The 19864-nt window shown below is 61.9% G+C and carries 13 protein-coding genes; 9 read left to right on the top strand and 4 right to left on the bottom strand.

Going from position 1 to position 19864, the window contains the following annotated elements; translation table 11 throughout:
* Positions 1-218: 218 nt before the first annotated feature.
* Both yddG and HNO86_RS27205 read right to left on the bottom strand, forming a co-directional pair.
* On the bottom strand, positions 219-1106 hold the full coding sequence (gene yddG, locus HNO86_RS27210; protein ID WP_175380017.1) for an aromatic amino acid DMT transporter YddG: 888 nt from the start codon (positions 1104-1106) through the stop codon (positions 219-221).
* Positions 1107-1158: 52 nt separating this feature from the next.
* A complete protein-coding gene (locus tag HNO86_RS27205) occupies positions 1159-1746 on the bottom strand; it encodes a TetR/AcrR family transcriptional regulator (protein WP_175380016.1) in 588 nt (195 codons plus the stop codon).
* A 139-nt stretch (positions 1747-1885) separates the two neighbouring features.
* On the opposite strand from HNO86_RS27205, the gene HNO86_RS27200 reads away from it, so the two are divergent.
* The gene (locus HNO86_RS27200) at positions 1886-3088 is read left to right on the top strand and encodes a YbfB/YjiJ family MFS transporter (protein ID WP_178131349.1); all 1203 of its coding nucleotides are present in this window, start codon (positions 1886-1888) and stop codon (positions 3086-3088) included.
* Positions 3089-3252: 164 nt separating this feature from the next.
* On the opposite strand, the gene HNO86_RS27195 is transcribed toward HNO86_RS27200, so the two are convergent.
* A complete protein-coding gene (locus tag HNO86_RS27195) occupies positions 3253-5004 on the bottom strand; it encodes a SulP family inorganic anion transporter (protein WP_175380014.1) in 1752 nt (583 codons plus the stop codon).
* A gap of 212 nt (positions 5005-5216) precedes the next feature.
* Here HNO86_RS27195 and HNO86_RS27190 point away from each other — a divergent pair, with 212 nt between their 5' ends.
* From HNO86_RS27190 to HNO86_RS27170, 5 genes are all read left to right on the top strand, one after another.
* Positions 5217-5990 (top strand): ParA family protein, encoded by a 774-nt coding sequence (locus HNO86_RS27190; RefSeq protein WP_175380013.1) that lies wholly within the window; start codon positions 5217-5219, stop codon positions 5988-5990.
* A 383-nt stretch (positions 5991-6373) separates the two neighbouring features.
* Complete coding sequence (locus HNO86_RS30375) at positions 6374-7036, top strand: hypothetical protein (RefSeq protein ID WP_256672786.1); 663 nt, start codon at positions 6374-6376, stop codon at positions 7034-7036.
* 204 nt (positions 7037-7240) lie between these two features.
* The gene (locus HNO86_RS27180) at positions 7241-8086 is read left to right on the top strand and encodes a DUF6502 family protein (protein WP_175380011.1); all 846 of its coding nucleotides are present in this window, start codon (positions 7241-7243) and stop codon (positions 8084-8086) included.
* Complete coding sequence (locus tag HNO86_RS27175) at positions 8083-9873, top strand: DUF5666 domain-containing protein (RefSeq protein ID WP_175380010.1); 1791 nt, start codon at positions 8083-8085, stop codon at positions 9871-9873. The genes HNO86_RS27180 and HNO86_RS27175 overlap by 4 nt, the downstream gene beginning before the upstream one ends.
* A gap of 85 nt (positions 9874-9958) precedes the next feature.
* The gene (locus HNO86_RS27170) at positions 9959-10708 is read left to right on the top strand and encodes a hypothetical protein (protein ID WP_175380009.1); all 750 of its coding nucleotides are present in this window, start codon (positions 9959-9961) and stop codon (positions 10706-10708) included.
* 97 nt (positions 10709-10805) lie between these two features.
* Here the strand turns inward: HNO86_RS27170 and HNO86_RS27165 are convergent, their stop codons facing one another.
* Positions 10806-16274, bottom strand: a complete 5469-nt coding sequence (locus tag HNO86_RS27165; protein WP_175380008.1) for an AAA family ATPase — start codon at positions 16272-16274, stop codon at positions 10806-10808.
* 210 nt (positions 16275-16484) lie between these two features.
* On the opposite strand from HNO86_RS27165, the gene HNO86_RS27160 reads away from it, so the two are divergent.
* From HNO86_RS27160 to HNO86_RS27150, 3 genes are read left to right on the top strand one after another with little or no spacing between them, the layout of a single operon-like run.
* Positions 16485-17885 carry an amino acid permease gene (locus HNO86_RS27160; RefSeq protein WP_175380007.1) on the top strand — a complete coding sequence of 467 codons (1401 nt, stop codon included), beginning with the start codon at positions 16485-16487 and terminating at the stop codon, positions 17883-17885.
* A gap of 37 nt (positions 17886-17922) precedes the next feature.
* On the top strand, positions 17923-19305 hold the full coding sequence (locus HNO86_RS27155) for an FAD-binding oxidoreductase (protein ID WP_175380006.1): 1383 nt from the start codon (positions 17923-17925) through the stop codon (positions 19303-19305).
* Between the two features lie 12 nt (positions 19306-19317).
* Entirely contained in the window at positions 19318-19668 is a 351-nt protein-coding gene (locus tag HNO86_RS27150; RefSeq protein WP_175380005.1) for a cupin domain-containing protein, read from the top strand.
* Positions 19669-19864 lie beyond the last annotated feature (196 nt).

The following is a 19864-nucleotide window of genomic DNA, read 5'->3' as shown; positions in this document are numbered from 1 at the left end:
GAAAGCGCCACATGACATGTAGCCGCTGGCTTCGCCAGCTGCTACAGGGGGCGCGTATTGCCTTGCATACGTCGCGCTTGATGAACGTAGTGCCCTTCACACGGTTCCACCGTTGTATAGCCGCAGCGGGGGTCTGCATCGCCTGACACTCCGTTTCACCATCTGCGCTGCCTGACAAGCTGCCTTCGCGGGCAAGCCTCGCTCCTACGGGGTGTGGATCAGCGTTCGCGGGTTGCTTGCCAGCAGATGAGGGATCCGACCGTCACCATCACCGCGCCTTGCCAGAACTGCGCCGCCAACGACGCCCCCAACCACAACGCCGCAAAGGCCGACGACAACACCGGCGCAGAATACGACGCAGTCGCCAGCAACGTCAGGTTGCCGCGCAAAATCCCGATGTTCCAAAGCGCATAACCACCCGCCATGGCAACACCGGCGGCGATCAATTGCAGGCTGCCATGCAGGGTAAACGCGGGAAGCACCTCGCTGCTCAACCCCAGTTTCAACCAGAGTACACACGCGGTAATGACGAAGAACAGCGCCACCAGATTCTGCCCGCCGGCGTACTTTCGCGTGACGTTGCAGTACAGCGCAAAGGTAATCCCACAGCCCAGTGCAAGGCTGTAGCTCAGCGGGTTGGATTGCACGTTGGCGATGATGCCGGGCAGTGACAGCCCGTCGCCGCTGACCACCCAGAGGATGCCGAACAACGCCAAGGCAGTGCCCGGGACGATGATCCAGCGTGCCTTTTGTCCGTTCATGACGATGGCCAGCAACACGGTCAGGCAGGGCCAGAGGTAATTGACCACGCCCAGTTCGATGGCCTGATTGCGGTTGCTGGCGAAACCCAGCGCCAGCGACAGACACACCTCGTAGGCGACGAACAGCGCGGTGCCGAGGATCAGGTAGATGCGCGGCGTGGAGCGCAGGCGGGGTTTGCCCAGGAAGGCCACCAACATGATCGCGCCCAGTGTGTAGATCAACGCGGCGCCGCCCAGGGGGCCGAAGATTTCGCTGACGCTCCGGATCAGTCCCGCGGCGGTACTCCACAAAAGAATCGCCACCAAACCACACGCCGTGGCGGCCCGTTCGCCTCTGATCTGCATCGTTTCCTCACGCCCAAAGGGTGCGCAGTCTACGGTAATTGGCCGGCGTTTTTCACTTCACCCTTGGATGCGTCAGAACCGCAACCAGCGAATCGGCGATGTCCTGCAGGCGTTGCGCGTCCTGGTAAAGGCGTTCGATCACCACAATGCCCCGGGTCTGGCTGACCACCAGCCGCGCCGCAGCCACCGGGTCCAGGGTCAGGCGCTCTCGGGCCTCTTCGGTTGAAAACCGCTCCACGAGCAATCCCTCCAGACCATCGAGCAAACCGCGCAAGGCTTCGCGGATCGGCTCGCTGTTGGCGGCTTCGTCGATGGCGGTCTTGGTGGTCAGGCAACCGCGCGGCGGGCTGCCCAAGGTCATGGAAGCGATGGTGTAGGCAAAGAACGCCTTGAGCGCCAGATCCAGTTGCGGCTCGTCCAGTGCCTGGCGCGCAGCGTCGAGAAATCGCGCCTTGTAGCGGGCGAACACTTCGAGAAACAGCGCCTGTTTGTCGCCATAGGCGTTGTACAGCGAACCGCGCAACACGCCCGTCGCCTCCGCCAGTTGCGGCATCGAGGTCGCCCCGAAACCCTGGCGCCAGAACAGCTCCATGGCCAGATCCAGGGTCTGCTCTTCGTTGAATTGACGTACGCCTGCCATGTCGATCGTCCTGCGTGAAGGGGATGAAGGCGATCTTGACATGCCTGTCAAACATGTCAACACTGCCAATCATGACAGGCCTGTCAAAGATGATCCGCACACTTTGCGCCTCCCCATCGAGGCACCTCAGGAGTCCCCCATGCGCAGTACACAACCTCACCCCTTACATGCCGTGCTGGCCGGGCTGTGCGCCAGTCTGGTCGGCATTGGCCTGGCGCGTTTTGCCTACACGCCGCTGGTTCCGGCGCTGATCGAAGCCCGCTGGTTCGCCGCCAACGAAGTGATCTATCTGGGCGCAGCGAATCTGGTCGGCTACCTTGCCGGCGCCTTCTGCGGTCGCCCGCTGGCGCGGATGTTCACGGCCCGGCGCAGCCTGCAGTGGATGATGCTGCTGGTGGCGCTGGCGTTTTTTGCTTGTGCGTTGCCGTTGTCTATCCCGTGGTTTTTCACCTGGCGCTTCGTGTCCGGTCTGGCCGGCGGCGTGATCATGGTGCTGGCGGCGAGCACGGTGTTGCCGTATCTGCCGGGGGCGCGCAAGGGGTTGGCCAGTGGGGCGATTTTCCTGGGTCTGGGATTGGGGATTTCCGCTTCGGGCACCGTGGTTCCGCTGTTGCTGGAAATGGGATTGCGTGAGACCTGGATCGGGTTGGGTGTGGTTGCCTTGGTGCTGACCGCGATCAGCTGGACTGGCTGGCCGCGCGCCGTTGCGTCTGCCGCGACGCCGGTGTCTGGAACCACGGCGGTTTCGCCGGGATTGGGGCTGATTTATGTGCAGTACGCGCTGATGGCCGTGGTGCTGGTGCCGACGATGTTGTTTCTCGTCGATTATGTGGCGAGGGGGCTAGGGTGGGGTACTCACTCGGCCGCCATGCTTTGGGTGGTGTATGGCCTGGGCGCGATCGCGGGGCCGATTGTCTACGGTGCATTGTCTGACCGCATTGGCCCGACTGCCAGCAATCGGGTGGCGCTGACCAGTCAGTTGTTCGCCATTGCTGTGCTTGCGCTGTCGAGCCAGACGCTGTGGCTGGTGCCGGCGGTGTTCGTGATTGGCAGCTTTCCACCGGGCATCGTGCCGGTCACCCTCGGGCGCGTGCAGCAACTGACCCGTGATCCGGCGGCCCAAGGTGCTGCGTGGAGTCGGGCCACGGTTGTCTTTGCGCTGTTTCAGGCGTTGGCCGGGTATGCGTATTCGTGGTTGTTCGCCAGTAGCCATGGCAATCATGTGCTGTTGTTTTGCATTGGTGGGGTGGCGGTTGTGCTGGCGTTGGTGAGTGACGGGGTGTGGGTTGTGATGCGAGGGTTTGAGCGACGCCAAAGCACTGGTAGCCAGCTAGCAGATTGACCAGACGATGAGATCCTGTAGCAGCTGGCGCAGCCTGCGTCCGGCTGCGCAGCCGTCGTGAAATCAGCCCACGCGGTGTGTCAGGCAGACCTCGTATTCAGGTTTTGCGACTGCTTCGCAGCCGGACGCAGGCTGCGCCAGCTGCTACATGGATTGTGTTCGGTTCAGATTTTCGAAAGGTAGTTACTCACCGCATCATCCACCGTCGGAAAAAACGCCCCTTCACCCAGCTTCTCGAACAACCCGAACCGCTTGAGCTTGTCCTTCACCGGATCCTTCATCTCCGCCAGACACAACTCGATCCCCGCCGCCTTCAAAGTGTCGTCCAGCTCCGACAGCATGTCGGCAGAGGTCACATCCACACTGGTGATCGGTTCTGCCGCAATCACCAGCCAGCGCACCGGCGTTGGCGATGCGGCGATGGCGTCCAGCACGCGATCGTGGAACAGTTCGGCGTTGGCGAAAAACAGCGAAGCGTCCCAGCGAAACAGCACCAGGCCGGGGATCAGGGTGGCGTCCGGGTAGCGCTGGATGTCGTGGAAACCCTTCACGCCCTGGGCCTGGCCGAGCACGGCGGAGTAGGGGCGCCAGCCATCCCAGAGGAATTCGATGACGGCGATCACGATGGCGATGCCGATGCCCTCGATGGCCCCGAACACCGCCACGCCAATGGTGCAGACGATCGACAGCCAGAACTCCCAACGTTGCATGCGGTAGATGCGACGCAGGTCGGTGATTTCGATCAGGCCGATGGCCGAGGCGATCACTACTGCAGCCAGTGCGCTATTGGGCAGGTGTTCCAGCAGGTTCGGCGCGACCATCAGCAACACCGCCACCGCCACCGCGCCGACCACGCCGGTCAGCTGGGTTTTCGCCCCAGCGGCCTCGGCCACCGGGGTGCGCGAAGAACTGCTGCTGATGGGGAAACCCTGGAAGAACCCGGCCGCCAGATTGGCAAACCCCAGGCCGGCCATTTCCTGGTTCGGGTCGACATAAGTGCGCGTGCGTGCCGCGTAGACCCGGGACAGCACGCTGGTATCGGCGAACGAGACCAGGGCGACGGCGCAACCGCCGATGATCACCGGAACAATGTCTTCGCGGGTGATCCACGGAATCGCGAATGCCGGCAAACCTTGCGGCAGTTGCCCGAGGATCGAGACCCCGGCGCGCGCCCCGAGGTCCAGTATGCCCACGACAATCGTCGCGCCCGCCACGGCAATCAGAATCCCGGGAATACGCTTGTGGCCCTTGAGCAGCAGGATCACCACCAGCGTCGCCGCGCCCACCGCAAAGGTCACCCAGTTGGTCTTGCCGTTCAGGATCGACGTGACGATGGCCATCACATTTCGCAACGGACCGTCGGCATCGATGGAAAACCCGAACAGCTTCGGCAACTGGCTGATCAACACCGTCAGCGCGATCCCGTTCATGTAGCCGTAGCGGATCGGCTTGGACAGTAACTCGGTAATGAAGCCGAGCCGCGCGATGCCCGCCAGAATGCACACCACTCCCGAAACGATCGCCATCATGCTGGCCAGGGCGACGGCGCGCATGGGATCGCCACCGGACAGCGGCAGGATGACGGCGAGAATCACCGCAGCCAGCGAGGAATCCGGCCCGAGTACGAGGATCCGGCTCGGCCCGAACAGGGCGTAGGCGATGAGGGGAATGATGGTGGCGTACAGGCCATAAATGCCTGGAACACCGGATGCCACGGCGTAGGCGATGCCGACCGGCACCAGCATCGTGGTCAGCACCAGGCCGGCCATGATGTCGTGGCGCAGCCAGGCGATCTTGTACTCGCGCAGTGTTTTGAGCCCCGGCAGCCATCGGCTTGGACCGGTGTTGCCGCCGGTACCCCTGTGTGCGATGCGACCCGGTTCCGTAACTGGCGGCGAAGAATCCGAAGGGCTCATGGTGCTGTGGTCCTTAACCTGGCAAGGCGAACATCTAGACGTTAGCTCAATCGCACGACTTGCAAGTCACTTCAGGGTCAAAACCATGGTCCAGGCTCAATCGCTGACTCGAAAGTGAAACAAAAATGTCATTTGGAAACATTTTTGAAATATTTCATTCTTATGATCGAGTGCAGTAGCCAACAAGGATTCCTAATAAGGTTGTCGGTCCCATGCGTCGAGCGGTATTCAATCAAAAAGGAGGCGTTGGCAAATCGAGCATCGCCTGCAATCTCGCGGCAGTCAGTGCTGCGGAGGGCTACAGGACGTTGCTGGTGGATCTCGATCCCCAGGCCAACTCGACCCACTATCTGACAGGACTTACCGGCGATGACATTCCCGTGGGGATCGCCGATTTCTTCAAGCAGACCCTGTCCAGCGGCCCGGCCAGCAAGAAGAATCGCGTGGCCATCACCGATACGCGCTACAACAATCTGCATCTGGTCACGGCCAGCCGCGAGTTGACGGACTTGCAGGCGAAGCTTGAGTCCAAGTTCAAGATCAACAAGCTGCGGCGTCTGCTGGTGGAGCTTTCCGAGGATTACGAGCGCATTTATATCGATACGCCGCCGTCGCTGAATTTCTATACCTACAGCGCGCTGATCGCCGCTGACCGGGTGCTGATTCCCTTCGACTGCGACAGCTTCTCCCGCCAGGCGCTGTACAACGTCATTGCGCAAGTCAGCGAGTTGCGGGCTGACCACAACGAGTCGTTGATTGTGGAAGGGGTGGTGGTCAACCAGTTCGAGGCGCGGGCCAATTTGCACAAGACGCTGATCGATGAGCTGGTGGCCGAAGGGTTGCCGGTGTTGCCGGATTACTTGAGCAGCACGGTCAAGATGCGTGAGTCCCATGAGGCGTCGGTGCCGATGATTCATCTGGCGCCACGACACAAGCTGTCGCAGGAGTTCGTGAGCCTGTTTTCGGCGTTGGAACAAGCCAGCTGATCACACCCACCACACCCGTGAAGGAGCTGCCGAAGGCTGCGATCTTTTGATCTTAAAAGATCGCAGCCTCGTTGCACTCGCCAGCTCCTACAGAAATTCAGGGTCGACCAGAGGTTTCACATCCACCACAAAACCTGTGGGAGCGAGCCTGCTCGCGATGAACGCCAGAACACCACGTGGTATCAGGCAGCCGGCGTCATCGTTGTGCCTGACCGCCCCCCGACCAACCACCGGTCGGCTTTTCCCTGCGCCCCTTGAACGTCCGTCCAAACGGGTCTAGTTTTTCGATGTGGGAAAAAATCCCACGCACAGAATTCCAAAGCATTCAAGACCATTCCCGACTTGATTCGACGTTTCTCGCGGTAATGACCAGGAGGCGGAATATGCAAGTTCAAGCAGTGTTCAAACGGGCTCTATTGGCGATGGCCATCGGTGGTGTGCTGTCGGCATCCATTGTTTTGATTCCTGATTCGATTTCCCACGACTCCAGCGCTTACGCCAAAGAAGGTGGCGGACATGGCGGCGGGGGTGGCGGTGGAGGCGGTGGTGGTCACGGCGGTGGAGGCGGTGGCGGTAACGGAGGCGGTGGTGGTGGCGGTAACGGCGGTGGTCACGGTGGCGGCGGCGGTGGTGGCAGCGGAAACGGAGGCGGCCATGGTGGAAATGGCGGCGGTAGCGGAAATGGTGGTGACGGCGGCGGTCATGCTGGCAATGGTGGCGGCAACAGTGGCAGCGGTCACGGCAATGCGGGCTCGGACCACGCTGGGAACTCGAATTCCGGACGCAACGGCAATCATGCTGAAGCCGGTGACGATCACGGCAATCACGCTGGTGGAGAGCCTGGCGATGATCATGGCAATCATGTGGGCGGTGAGCCCGGGGACGATCATGGCAATCATGTTGGGGGCGAGCCTGGCGACGACCATGGCAATCATGTTGGCGGCGAGCCTGGTGATAATCGTGGCAACCATGTGGGTGGCGAACCGGGTGATGACCGCGGCGTTCACGTCGGCGGCGAACCGGGGGATGACAATCACAGGAGCTGACCTGCGCAGCAAATGAGCGCTCATGCAAAACCTCGGGGGCGGGTTTTGCATGAGGCGTGACTCGGCTCGAAACGCCCCCTTTGATGCACGATTCGATGCATGGTTGGCAAACCTTGCAGCTGTCCCGGAAAAGAAGGCAACAAGCTCGTATGGGATTTTTTCCCGCGTCGTTATACTGGGGTCAACTGTCAAGGAATTCGCTGAATGCAATCGCCAACACTCCCTCCCTCTCTGATAAGTGCCCTGCGACGGGTCATGCGCCCGCTCGTGCGCCTGATGCTGCGCAAAGGGGTCACTTACACGGTGTTCGCCGATCTGCTCAAGGAAGTCTTCGTCGATGTGGCCGATCGGGAATTTCGCCTGGACGACAAGGCCCCGAGCGACAGCCGCATCAGCCTGCTGACCGGGGTTCATCGCAAGGATGTCCGGCGGCTGCGCAGCGAGAGCGAAGCGTCGGTCTCGACCCTGCCGGAAAACATCACCCTGGGCGCACAGTTGGTCAACGCTTGGACCACCTGTCAGCCATTCTGCAAACGCTCCGGTCATGCATTGCCGCTGCCGCGATTGGCCAGCGCCGGGGGTGACTGCTCCTTCGATGCCCTGGTGGCGAAAATCAGTACCGACATCCGCGCACGGGTGGTGCTCGACGAGTGGTTGCGCCTGGGCGTCGTACGGCTCGATGAGCAGGATTGCGTGCACCTTGAAGCCCAGGCCTTCGTGCCGCAGAAGGGCTTCGATGAAAAGGCTGCGTATCTGGGCCACAACCTGCACGACCATGCCAGCGCCGCGGTGCATAACCTGAGCGGCGACGGCGAACCGCTCTTCGAACGTAGCGTGCACTATGATTCTCTGAGTGCGGTCAGCGTCGAGAAACTGCGCGAGGCCGTGGCCAGCGAGGGCATGCAGACGCTGCTGGAGTTCAGCCGGCTCGCCGCGGATCTGGAAAACGCGGATCTGCCGGCGATCGACAAACGCCAGCGCATCACTATCGGACTTTATTTCTACACTGAGCCCACAGAGCCCCATTCGCCGGTGAAACCCGCACCATGATTTCCCTCAAGCGCTGCTTCAGTGCCGTCACGCTCGTCCTGGTTCTGGGTTTGAACCCGGTGACTTCGGCGTGGGTGGATGCAGCGCCGGCCTGTGTGAGCCGCGATGAAGTGGGCATGGCCGGTGCAACCGGCATGCAGTTCCCCGGTGGCACCGGCGGAACCGGCGTCAGCAGCGAAACCAGCGGCATGGGCAACGGCGCTGGCGCGCCTGTCACCAGGCAGCGTCCTGGCGGCACCGGTGGCACCGGCGCGGTGGCGGCCGGCGTGGATGGCCCCGTCATTCATCGTGATAACGGTGGCGTGGGCGGCACCGGGGCACCGATCTTCAGCCCGGGCGGTACCGGCGGCACCGGTATCGTCGGCACCATCACCGGCTTCGCCTCGATCTGCGTCAATGGCATGGAAGTGCATTTCGGCAAGGACGTGCCGGTCAGCGAAAACGGCGTCGCCGCCAGCAGCGAGCATCTGGCGATCGGTCAGGTGGTGGCCGTGGAAGCCTTCCCGACCAAACGCGGCCTGCAGGCCGGACGCATTTCGATCATCAACGTGTATGAAGGCCCGCTGACCGCGCTGCCCGATGCCAAGGCCCCGCTGCGGGTCATGGGGCAACCGGTGCGCCTGGCGGCAGGCGCCCGGGTTGCCGAAGGGCTGCGGCCGGGCGATCCGGTGCGGGTCAGCGGCTTGCGCGATGCCCAGGGACAAGTGGTGGCCAGCCGCATCGAACGGGCGCCGGGCCTCAAGGAAGCCAGCGCCATCGGTACGGTCGATCGCGCCGGTACGCTGCAAGGTTTGAAACTGGGCACTCGTGTGGCACCGGCTCAGGAAGTGCTGGTGCGTGGCCAGTGGTCCGGTCGCCAGCTGGAAGTGGCGCAAAGCCGTCCCGATCCGAGCCTGCCGTTTGCCGGTCGGGTGCGCGAAGCCGTCATCGAAGGTCTTGTGCAGAGCAAGCAGGATGGTCGCATGGTGGTGGGTGGCTTCAACGTGAAACTGGGTCGCGACACCGTGTTTGTCGGCGAGGGCTCCGAAGCATTGGCCGTGGACCAACGGGTCCGGGTGAGCGGGGTGTTCAGTGGCGGGCGGGAAGTGCGGGCCACCCGTGTCGAGTTCAACAGTGAACGCATCGATAACTCGGGGCGTGGTCGGATGGAAAGTGGCACCGGGCAGGACTCGGGGCATGGCTCCGATGATTCGCGCGGCTCCAATAACGCAGATGATCGCAGCAGTAGCGGTCATGGAAGCGGCGATTCAAGGGATCGCAATGAAAGCCTCGATGATCGCAGTGGCAAGGGCGGTGGCAGCGATCACGTCGACCGCAGTGAAAGCGGCAAGTCCGAATCGGTGGACAAGTCCGGCAAGTCCGAGCGCGGTGAGAAAGTTGAGCAGCCTGAAAGGATCGACAACAGCGGACCGTCCGACAAGATTGAAAAAGTCGAGAGAATCGACAATAGCGGGCCGTCTGACAGGGTCGAGAGGGTAGAGAAGGTTGAAAAAGTCGAGAAAGTCGAGAAAGTCGAAAAAGTTGAGAAGGTCGAGAAAGTAGAAAGAGTAGAAAAGGTCGAGAAGGTGGAACGACCGGAGAAGGTCGAGAAAGTCGAAAAGGTGGAACGACCGGAAAAAGTTGAAAAAGTCGAGAAAGTGGAGCGACCGGAGAAGGTCGAAAAAGTAGAGAAAGTAGAGCGACCGGAAAAGGTCGAGAAGGTGGAAAAAGTAGAGCTCCCGGAGCGCGTTGAGAAAGTCGAGAAAACCGAGAAGGCAGAACGTCCGGATCGATCAGGCCGCCAGTGAGCGGCGCAGTCATTTCTACAACCGGTCAATAAGCAACTAGGCTGGGTAAGTCCGATCACAGTTCTCGACAGGACTTGAGGTGAAGATGAGACCCATGCTTTCCCTTTTTGCCAGCCTGCTGGCAAGTCTTTCGGCACCAGCCCTGGCCGATACCTTCAGCACCGCCATCGGCGTCGATTACTCCAGCGGCGACTATGGCACGGGCACCACCTCGGAAATCTGGTACGTGCCGGTCGTGGCCAAGTACGAAACCGGCCCCATGATCTACAAGGTCACCGTCCCTTGGCTGCGCATCACCAACCCCGAAGTCGGCCCCGATGGCGATCCGCTGCCCGGCGGTTGCCGGGACGTGGAAAGCGGCATGGGCGATACCGTTACCAGCGTCGATTACGCACTGCTCGATGGCAGTGAAGGCGGGCTGCTGGTGGACCTGATCGGCAAGGTCAAGTTTCCCACCGCCGATGAAGACCAGTGCCTGGGCACCGGCAAAACCGACTACACCGCCCAGGTCGACGTGGCCAAGGGCTTTGGCCGGATGACCAGCTTCGCCACCTTGGGCTGGAAGAAGTACGGCGACCCGACGGGTACCGATTTCGACGATCCGTTCTTCGCCACCCTGGGCTTTGCCATGCCCGTAGCCACCCGCACGTCGGCGGGACTTTCCTATGACTGGCGGGACAGGGTCGTCTCCACCGGTTCGCAGATTCAGGAACTGACCTTGTTTCTCACGCACCGGCTCAACCATGAGTGGAAAGTCCAGCTGTATGCGGTCAAGGGCTTTTCCGATGCCAGCCCGGATGCCGAGGGCGGATTGATGCTGTTCCATACCTTCTGACGCTCGCCCCCTGTAGGAGCGAGCACGCTCGCGATGGTCGCCAACGATAACGCTGGCAGCCTGACACCCCTCAGTGTCCATCGCGGGCAACGCAGATTCAGCAAGCCGGCAGCGAGAACTGCACGATCGCACCCCGAGGATGGTTCGCGCATGCCCACAAGCGCCCGCCATGGGCCTCGATGATCGAACGACAGATCGACAGGCCCATGCCCAGCCCGGTGGCCTTGGTGGTGTAGAAGGACTTGAAGACTTTTTCCGCCAGTTCCCCTTCGAAACCCGGTCCCGAATCGCTGACGCTCACCAGCACACAGTCGTTGTCGTCCAGTGCCGAACGAATGTGCAGGTGCCGTTGTTCATCGTTCAGCGTGCCCATGGCCTCGAACGCGTTGATGATCAGATTCAAAAGGACCTGCTGCAATTCCACCCGGTCGCCCTTGACCAGAGGCAAGCCTTCGGTCAGTTGCGTATGCACCGAGACAGCGCTTTTGGTCGCCTGGGCCCGGGTGAACTCGACGATTTCGCGGATCGCCGCCGTGATGTCCAGCGGCTCTTTGTGCGACGGTGCCTTGTGAATGTGCCCGCGGATCCGGCCCAGGACATCCGCCGCCCGGTTGGCATCCTTGATCAGGCTGGCCAGCGCCTGTCGAACCTCGTCGGTCTCGGGCGGCTCGATGCTCAGCCAGCGCACCGCCGCCTGGGCATTCATCATCGTTGCGGCGATCGGTTGACTGACTTCATGGGCAATCGAGGCGGCGAGCTGGCCCATGGTCGCGACCCGGTTGGCGTGGGCCAGTTCAGTCTGCACTTCGCGATATCGCCGCTCCCCATCACGTACCTGCTGCTCTGCCTTTTTACGCTCGCTCAAATCGAGCACGAACGCGACACCCTGTTTGCGACTGGGCTCGAACATGGCCAGACCGACCAGTACGGGCACCCGGCTGCCATCCTTCCTGAAGTATTCCTTCTCTGCCAGGTTGGCTTGCCCGGAATTCAGGGCCTCTTGCATAGAGCGCATGCTGTCGGCAAGAAACTCGGGCGGCGTCAGGTCCATCCAGCGTATCTGGCCTGACACCAGGTCCTCGCGCGCGTAACCGACCATCTGCAGAAAGGCATCATTGGCCTCGATAATGTCGCCGTCCGTGGTGCCGACGATGATGCCGATGATGTTGGAGTCGACCAAACGACGGATTTTCGCTTCCCGCGCCGCGATATCACGGTACAACCTGGCATTTTCCAGGGAGATGGCAGTCTGCTGCGTGACCAGTTTCAGCACCGCGATCCGCGCCGGGTTGAACACCCCGGCATTGAGTCGGTTTTCCAGGTACAACGCACCGGTCAGATGGGCCTGGTTCATCAGCGGCAGGCACAGAATCGAGCGGACACCCTGTTGCCGGACATAGGGATCGGCGGCGAACGGCGATTCGCTGGCGGCATTGTCAAACACCAGGATCTCGCGGGTGCGCAACACCTGATAGACGATCGATGTGGGTAGAAGCTCCGTGCTCAACGACTGCGTACCAATCACCACATCGCGCCACCGGGTGGCATGCTCGCCGGTGCAAGCCTCGGCGGCGATCCGGGGCTCGCTACCGTCCGCCAGAATCAGCAGGCCGCGCTCGGCACCGGCCTGTTCGACAGCGGTCGCCATGACCATCTCGATCAGCTTTTCCAGAACGATGTCGCCGGAAGCGGCCTGCGACACCTTGAGCACGGTCGCCAGATCAAGGCACTCCACCGGCGTGGCAATGGTGGTTGTCGGGCTGAGCACGCGTTCTTCAGGCCTGAGGTGCGCAAAGTCCGCTTCCAGTTGTCGCACCTTCGCGTCAGCGCCCCAGCGTAGATAGCTGTAGCGCGCATCCTGGAGATACGCCCGGGCGATCCTGGTAAAACCACGGGCTTCATAGAACCGCGACGCCAGTTCGTTGGCCATTGCCTCGATATGCAATTGGGCATTGTGTTGCGCCTGTTCAATGGCCTGTTCGTACAAATGTTCGGCCTCGACCGGCCGATCCTCGACACGGGCAATTTCAGCGCCGACCAGGGCCAGGCGGCTGGCGAAGTTGTCGGCGCATTGCCCGGTCCAGATTTCCAGCTGCCGATGACTGGCGACCATGGCGGCCAGCGCCTGTGCCTGCTCGCCGGCAGCGGTGCCATCGCAGCAGGCGGCATGGGCCAGGGCACTGTAGAAGTAAAACTCGGCTTCCTCGATAAACGTGTGGGTGGTCCAGAGCAGTGATTCGGCCTGGGCGGCCGCGTGCCTGGCGCTCTCATAGTCACCGGCCAGGTAACGCGCCTGCAGCTTGCGGATCCAGTACCAGCAGGCGTAGACCCTGGAGCTCTTGGGCAGGCGGGATTCAATGTTGCGCTCACTGAACTGCGGGTCTTCAAGTACACCAAACCGAGGCGTGGAACCGCGCAGCGTCCGGATCAGCGCCAGCTGGTTCTCGATAAAGGCGGTCACCATGCCGAACTGTACTTTGCGACTGAATGCCAGGCCGTGTTCGGCTTCACTTTGCAGCCCGGCCAATGGCTCACCGGTGAACAACAGGTTCGAATAGAGGCTGTTGCAGGCAAAGGAGGCGAAGGGAATGTCACCGATCCGGCTGGCCACCTCGAAGACCCGGCTGAGCGTGGCGCGGCAAGTGCCGACGGGCTGTATCCAGCGCTCGACGAACAGTGAAAAGCATAAAAAGGTGCGAGGCACGTATTTTTCCAGGCCTCGTTTCTCCACCAGCTCGCAACCCAGCTGCCCGAAACGCTGTCCGGCCACATAGTCGCCGAAACGCCGGCCGGCCACCCGGGGAAAGTTGGCATAGGCGACACAGGACGCGTCGCCGTTGCCATATTCGAGGCTCAGCGTGATGGCCTTGCAAATCGTCCGGCAGGCCAGGTTCGCATCGGTGTGCAAGGCGGCGGCGATCAGGGTGGTCAAGGCCTCCAGGGTTGCCAGAGCGACGGTGGCCTGCATGGGCGGCAGGTCGATGAGATCAGCAATGGGGCGATCCCGGAGCAGCGTCTTAAGCTGTTGGTATTCGCTTTGAACCTGCTCTTCGCTCGGGTGGGGCGACCACTCGATGCCGACTTTGGCCAGAAACCTGAGACAGGCTGCTACCGCGTGTTCCCGCTGGTCGAGCACCAGATAGAGGTTCACCTGCAGGCAGGCGATCTGCGATTGCTCCGTCGCTGTTTCTGCGTGGTTGGCCAGGACGCACAATCGCTCTGCGGCGACCTGCAGTTGCCCGGTCAGAAACTCGCAGGCCGCCCGGTTCGACTCCAGGGCAAAAATCAGTTCGTGCCGGCGCGTCCAGCAGTCCTCGTCCAGCAATTGCGCGCCAATGGAAAGATAGGTCAGCGCCGATGCGAACGCGGTGGACTTCCTGGCGCGCTGGCCGGCCAGCAGGTTGTAGTGCGCCAGGCGTTCGCGCTCGTCCTGGCGGGTAATCAGCGAAATGCAGCGATTGAGCTGGCCGACGATCTCGAAAATTTCATCGTCACGTGTTTGCCAGCGCTTCTGCGCGGCCAGCAATCGACCAATGCGCAGGTGCATCCTGGCGCGCGACGCCTCGGGAATCAGCGAGTAGGTGGCTTCATGAATGCGGTCGTGAGCGAAGGCACAGGCGTTGTCCCGTCGCTCGACCAGTTCCTGTCGAATCGCCTCCCGGAACAGCCTGTCGACCTGCAATGGCGGGATGTCCAGCACACGGGCCAGGGTATTGATGTCGGCGACGTTGCCAAGGCACGCCAGGTACTGCAATGCCTGTTGCGTGTCGCTTGGCAGACGGGTCAGCTTGTGGACCATCAGGTCGACGACATTCTCCGTGTAACCCTTGGCGTGGATGCGATCGGCGTTCCAGCTCCATTGCCTGGCGGCATGATCGAAGGTCAGCAGGCCCTCGTCGGCGAGGGCCTGCAGAAACTGAATGACGAAAAACGGATTGCCGGCGGTCTTTTCCTGCACCAGTTGCGCCAGGGGTTCGATTCGCGCCGTTTGGCAATGCAGCGAATCGGCGATCAGTTGTTCGATATCCGCCCTGGACAACGGCGCCAGGGTGATTTCATCGATGCTGCCGCCGGCCTTCCTGATGGCCTGGAGCTTGTCCGTCAGGGGATGCAAGGCATCGACTTCGTTGTCGCGGTAGGCACCGATCAGCATCAGGTGGCGCAGATCCGATTGGGTCAGCAGGTCCTTGAGCAGGTCGAGCGTGGCGGCGTCCAGCCACTGCAGGTCGTCAAGAAACAATGCCAGCGGGTGTTCAGCCTGGGCGAAGACACCGATGAAGCGTCGCAGCACCTGCTGGAACCGGTGTTTGGCCTGCTGTGGCTCAAGGTCAGGCAGCGCTGGCGGCTTGCCGATGATCAGTTCCAGTTCCGGAATAAGATCGGTGATCAGAGAGGCGTTGGGCTCAAGCGCCTGCTTCAGGGCGCCGCGCCAGTGCGCCAGTTCCGTATCACTTTTGCCCAGCAGCGTGTGCACCAGGCCCTGGAAAGCCTGGACCAGGGTCGCATAGGGAATATCACGCTTGTACTGATCGAATTTGCCGCAGGCGAACAGGCCCCGGGGCGGCACCAGCGCCTTGTGCAGTTCATTGACCACCGAGGACTTGCCGATGCCCGAGTACCCCGAAACCAGCAGCAGTTGCGGCGTGCTGCTGGCGACAATGCGATTGAAGGTGTCGATCAGCCTGGCGACCTCGCGTTCGCGGCCGTAGAGCTTTTCCGGGATCAGCAATCGATCCGATGTGCCGTGCTGGTCGAGTGCAAAGTCGCTGATGTGCCGCTGTTCCTGCCATTGCGTCAGGCAGCGGCGCAGATCACTCTCCACCCCCGCTGCGGTCTGGTAACGCTCCTCGGCTGTCTTGGCCAGCAGCTTCATGACGATACCGCAGAGCACCTCGGGAATGGCCGGGACTCGCTTGCCGGGCGCCTCGGGTTTTTTGGCGATGTGGCAGTGAATCCACTCCATGGGGTCGCTGGCATCGAAGGGCAGGGTAGCGGTCAGCATTTGATAGAAGGTGATGCCGAGCGCGTAGAGGTCGCTGCGAGAATCGATCGAGCGATTCATCCGGCCCGTCTGCTCGGGTGCCATGTAGGCCAGCGTACCGGCGATGGTTTGCGGAGGCAGTCGCTCGCGGAGTAATCGCGAAGCCAGGCCGAAACCGGTCAAGCGCGTGTGTCCGTCGGCGCAATTGACCAGGATATGCGCCGGCTTGAGATCCTTGTGGACCAGGCCTTGCTGGTGCAGCTTGCCCAGTGCCGCCGCCATGCCGGTGGCCAGATGCAGGAACGCGCCGATTGCCATGGGCGCACCCAGCAGGGAGGCGAGCGGCTCGCCCCCCGGATCCGTCAGGATCAGCAGAGTTTGATTGTTCTGGCGCAGCAACTGGAGCGGGCGCGCCGCCCAGCTGTCATCGAGTTCGTCGCGCAGGGAATACTCGTGCGCGAGGCGATCAAGGCTTTCCGGTAACGGCTTCTCGCCAGCTGGCCGTACTATCAGGGCACTTTGAGCCTCACCCGGTCGCTCGCTGCGGCTGAGGACTCGTTCACCATCATCCCAAAGCGTCTGCATGCTGATCGTCTCGGTGCCTGATTCGGTGGCTTGGACTCCAGATCTCCATAAGATGGCACGGCACCCCTTGCAAGGCCAAGGCTCTTGCTTTCATACATTTGTCTGAAGCGGGCTCGCTGCGCTTGGATTCTGTCGATGTTCAGTCTGGTCGGTCCTCCCTAGTCTTCAACCCAGGCGGTGTTGATGACTAACAATAAAAGGAGACAACCGATGCCTATTCAGACTGAACACGATCCGCGCTTGAAACGGGCTTTAAAGACGCGACACATCAGCATGCTGGCCCTGGGCGGCGTCATTGGCGCGGGGCTGTTCGTGGGGTCCAGCGCGGTCATTGCGTCCACCGGGCCCGGTGCTTTCATCACTTATGCGATCACCGGGGTCATCGTCGCCCTGGTGATGCGCATGCTTGGCGAAATGGCGGCGGCGCATCCGGCCAAGGGCTCTTTCGTCGACTACGCGCGCATGGCCTTCGGGCGACCGGCCGGCTACATGACCGGCTGGCTGTACTGGTATTTCTGGGTGATCGTGGTCGGCTTCGAAGCGGTGGTCGGCGGGCAGATCATCAATGGCTGGTTCCCCGACATACCGGTGTGGGTCATCGCCCTTGGGCTGATGGTGAGCATGACCCTGCTGAACCTGATGTCGGTGCACTCCTTCGGTGAGGCCGAGTACTGGTTCGCCGGGGTCAAGGTCGCGGCCATCATCGTGTTCCTGCTGGTCACCGGCGCCTACGTGTTCCATCTGTGGCCCAACTCGACCGCAAGCTTCAGCAACCTCACCGACCATGGCGGGTTTCTGCCTCATGGCCTTGGTTCACTGTTCACCGGCGTCGTGGTGGTGATCTTCTCCATGACCGGCGTCGAAGTCGCGACCCTCGCCGCGGCTGAATCCGAAGACCCTTCGCGCAACATTCGCAAGGCCGTGAATACCGTGATGCTGCGCATCCTGGTGTTCTTCGTGCTGGCGACCTTCTTCATTGTTGTCGCGCAACCGTGGACCGAAATGAAGGCCGGCAAGTCGCCGTTCGTGGCCACCCTGGAGCACATCGGCATTCCCGGCGCCGGGCACATGCTGACGGCGGTGATTCTGGTGGCGGTGCTGTCGGTATTGAATGCCGGGCTCTACACCTCATCGCGACTGCTTTATGTGCTGGCGTCCAACGACGAAGCGCCTCGCTGGATCGCCGGTGTCAGCCGCAAGGGCGTGCCGGTGCGTGGCGTGATCGCATCGACCCTGGTGGGCTATGGCTGCGTGGTGATCGCCGCGATCTGGCCGGACACGGTCTTCCAGTTCCTGATCAATTCCTCCGGCACGGTGTTCCTGTTCGTCTACCTGGTGATCTGCCTGTCGCAACTCAAGCTGCGCCGCCGCTGGGTGCAAGAGGGCAGCCTGAAGTTCGCCATGTGGTGGCACCCCTGGCTGCCGCTGCTGGTGACGGCCTCGATCATCGCCGTACTGATGAGCATGGCCTTCGATCCGTCGATGCAACTGAGCCTCGGGCAATGCCTGATCGCCATCGCCGCGATTGCCGCGTCCTACGGGGTGTTGCGCCTGTCCCGTAGCCGGCAACGGGCCGGTGAAGTGGCCGCGCAGCGCACACCTGTCGCTTGAAACCCCTTGTTCATGGCCGTCTATGGGAAGCCATCCGATGTCAGCAAAAATTGATTTGACCCAACTGCCCAACAAGCCGCTCTGGTTCGAGCAAGGTCCGTCCCGTGCGCGCCTGGACGGCTCGGTGGAGGCGGACGTCGCCATCATCGGCGCCGGATACACCGGTTTGTGGACGGCCTATTACCTGCTCAAGAGCAACCCGTCGTTGCGCGTGGTGCTGGTGGAAAAGCACGAAGTCGGGTTCGGTGCCTCGGGCCGCAACGGCGGCTGGGCCTCGGCGATCTTCCCGATTTCCCTGGGCCGGGTGGCGCAGATGTATTCCCACGAGGCGGCCTTGAAGCTGCAGGGCGCGATGAACCACACGGTCGACGAGATCGGCCGTGTGCTGGCCGTGGAAGGAGTCGATGCGGACTATGCCAAGCAGGGGTTTCTCTCCCTGGCCCGCAGCTCGCCGCAGCTTGACCGGGTGCGGGCAACGGTGGAGGCCTCGGCGCGGTTCGGGCTGCCGGATCAGTGGCAGATGCTCGATCAGGCCCAGGCTGTCGCCACGGTCGGTGCGCGGGGCGCATTGGGCGGGCTGTACACCAAGCATTGCGCGCTGATTCATCCCGGCAAGCTGGTGCGCGGTCTGGCCCGGCTGGTGGAGCAGATGGGCGCAACCATCTACGAGCACTCGGCGGTCACCGCGCATGCACCGGGCGTCGTGCGTACGGCGCAGGGTTCGATCAACGCAAAGTTTACGGTGCGCGCCACCGAGGCCTTCACTTCGCAGCAACCGGGGCATTCGCGTTTTGTGATTCCGCTGTATTCGCTGGTGCTGGCCACCGAGCCGTTGCCTGAGGATCTGCGGCGCAAGCTGAACCTGCATCACCGTCTGGCCTTCAACGATATGCGCCATCTGCGGGTGTACGGGCAGGTCACGGCCGAGGGACGTCTGGTGTTCGGTGGCCGGGGCGCGCCTTATCAGTGGGGTTCGAAGATTTCCGAGGATTCGGATCTGGTGGACAACGTTCACAGCAAGATCCACAAAACAATGCTCGAGTTCTTCCCGGACCTGGCCGATGCCCGGATCACTCATCGCTGGGGTGGCGCGCTGGGCGTCTCCCGGGATTGGTGCCCGACGGTGAGCATCGACCGCAAGAACCGCATCGCCTGGGCCGGCAACTATGTCGGTGATGGCGTCGCCACCAGCAATCTGGCGGGCCGCATTCTGCGCAACCTGATCCTTGAACAGAACGACGACATCAACAGCTTGCCGATCGTCAATCATCGATCTCCGTCCTGGGAACCCGAGCCGCTGCGCTGGCTGGGGGTGAACAGCGGACTCGCCGCCGCGTCCCTGAGCGATATCGAAGAGCGCTTCACCCATCGCCCATCACGCACCGCCATGTTGCTGGAAAAATTGACCGGTGCGCATTAACAGGAGAACTTCATGCCTACTTTCACCATCATCAAAAACGCCGCTATTCATGAGTTGCCACTGACGGCCGCCGGCCAGCGCGCCGGGGCAGACAAGGGCGATCCGCAGATCGCCATCCAGACCCTGGCGCCTGAAGCGACGGGCAATCTGGGGATCTGGGAATGCCAGCCGGGGGGATGGCCGGTGGTCAATCGTCCGGATACGGAGTTCACCTACATCCTGTCCGGCCGGGCCCAGTTGACCGATGACGCCAGCGGCGAAACCATGGATGTGAGCGGCGGGGACCTGATCATCCTGCCGCCGGGCTGGACCGGGCGCTGGGATGTGCTGGAGACGGTGAGGAAGGTTTACGCCATCTATTGAGCCACGCCATCCCCTCTAGGAGCTGCCGAAGGCTGCGATCTTTTGACTTTGTTTTTAAAGCAAATTCAAAAGATCGCAGCCTTCGGCAGCTCCTACAGTGTTTTTGGGTGTCTGTGGATTTCGTGTACAGCACAGAACCCTGTGGGAGCGGGCTTGCTCGCGAAGGCGGTGGGTCAGCCAATGGAAATGTTGAAGC

Origin of the sequence: Pseudomonas sp. C1C7, from assembly GCF_013359595.1 — a bacterium.
In the GTDB taxonomy this organism is placed as follows: Bacteria; Pseudomonadota; Gammaproteobacteria; order Pseudomonadales; family Pseudomonadaceae; genus Aquipseudomonas.
Note: the sequence above shows the minus strand (reverse complement) of the source record. Positions and strands in the feature narration are given on the sequence as shown.

What these genes read in the sequence shown, in the direction of transcription:
- HNO86_RS27150 (WP_175380005.1), top strand. Translation starts at nt 19,318, where the DNA reads ATGCCTACTTTCACCATCATCAAAAACGCCGCTATTCATGAGTTGCCA.
- HNO86_RS27190 (WP_175380013.1), top strand. Translation starts at nt 5,217, where the DNA reads ATGCGTCGAGCGGTATTCAATCAAAAAGGAGGCGTTGGCAAATCGAGC.
- HNO86_RS27170 (WP_175380009.1), top strand. Translation starts at nt 9,959, where the DNA reads ATGAGACCCATGCTTTCCCTTTTTGCCAGCCTGCTGGCAAGTCTTTCG.
- yddG (WP_175380017.1), bottom strand. Translation starts at nt 1,106, where the DNA reads ATGCAGATCAGAGGCGAACGGGCCGCCACGGCGTGTGGTTTGGTGGCG.
- HNO86_RS27155 (WP_175380006.1), top strand. Translation starts at nt 17,923, where the DNA reads ATGTCAGCAAAAATTGATTTGACCCAACTGCCCAACAAGCCGCTCTGG.
- HNO86_RS27195 (WP_175380014.1), bottom strand. Translation starts at nt 5,004, where the DNA reads ATGAGCCCTTCGGATTCTTCGCCGCCAGTTACGGAACCGGGTCGCATC.
- HNO86_RS27205 (WP_175380016.1), bottom strand. Translation starts at nt 1,746, where the DNA reads ATGGCAGGCGTACGTCAATTCAACGAAGAGCAGACCCTGGATCTGGCC.
- HNO86_RS27180 (WP_175380011.1), top strand. Translation starts at nt 7,241, where the DNA reads ATGCAATCGCCAACACTCCCTCCCTCTCTGATAAGTGCCCTGCGACGG.
- HNO86_RS27160 (WP_175380007.1), top strand. Translation starts at nt 16,485, where the DNA reads ATGCCTATTCAGACTGAACACGATCCGCGCTTGAAACGGGCTTTAAAG.
- HNO86_RS27175 (WP_175380010.1), top strand. Translation starts at nt 8,083, where the DNA reads ATGATTTCCCTCAAGCGCTGCTTCAGTGCCGTCACGCTCGTCCTGGTT.
- HNO86_RS27165 (WP_175380008.1), bottom strand. Translation starts at nt 16,274, where the DNA reads ATGCAGACGCTTTGGGATGATGGTGAACGAGTCCTCAGCCGCAGCGAG.
- HNO86_RS27200 (WP_178131349.1), top strand. Translation starts at nt 1,886, where the DNA reads ATGCGCAGTACACAACCTCACCCCTTACATGCCGTGCTGGCCGGGCTG.
- HNO86_RS30375 (WP_256672786.1), top strand. Translation starts at nt 6,374, where the DNA reads ATGCAAGTTCAAGCAGTGTTCAAACGGGCTCTATTGGCGATGGCCATC.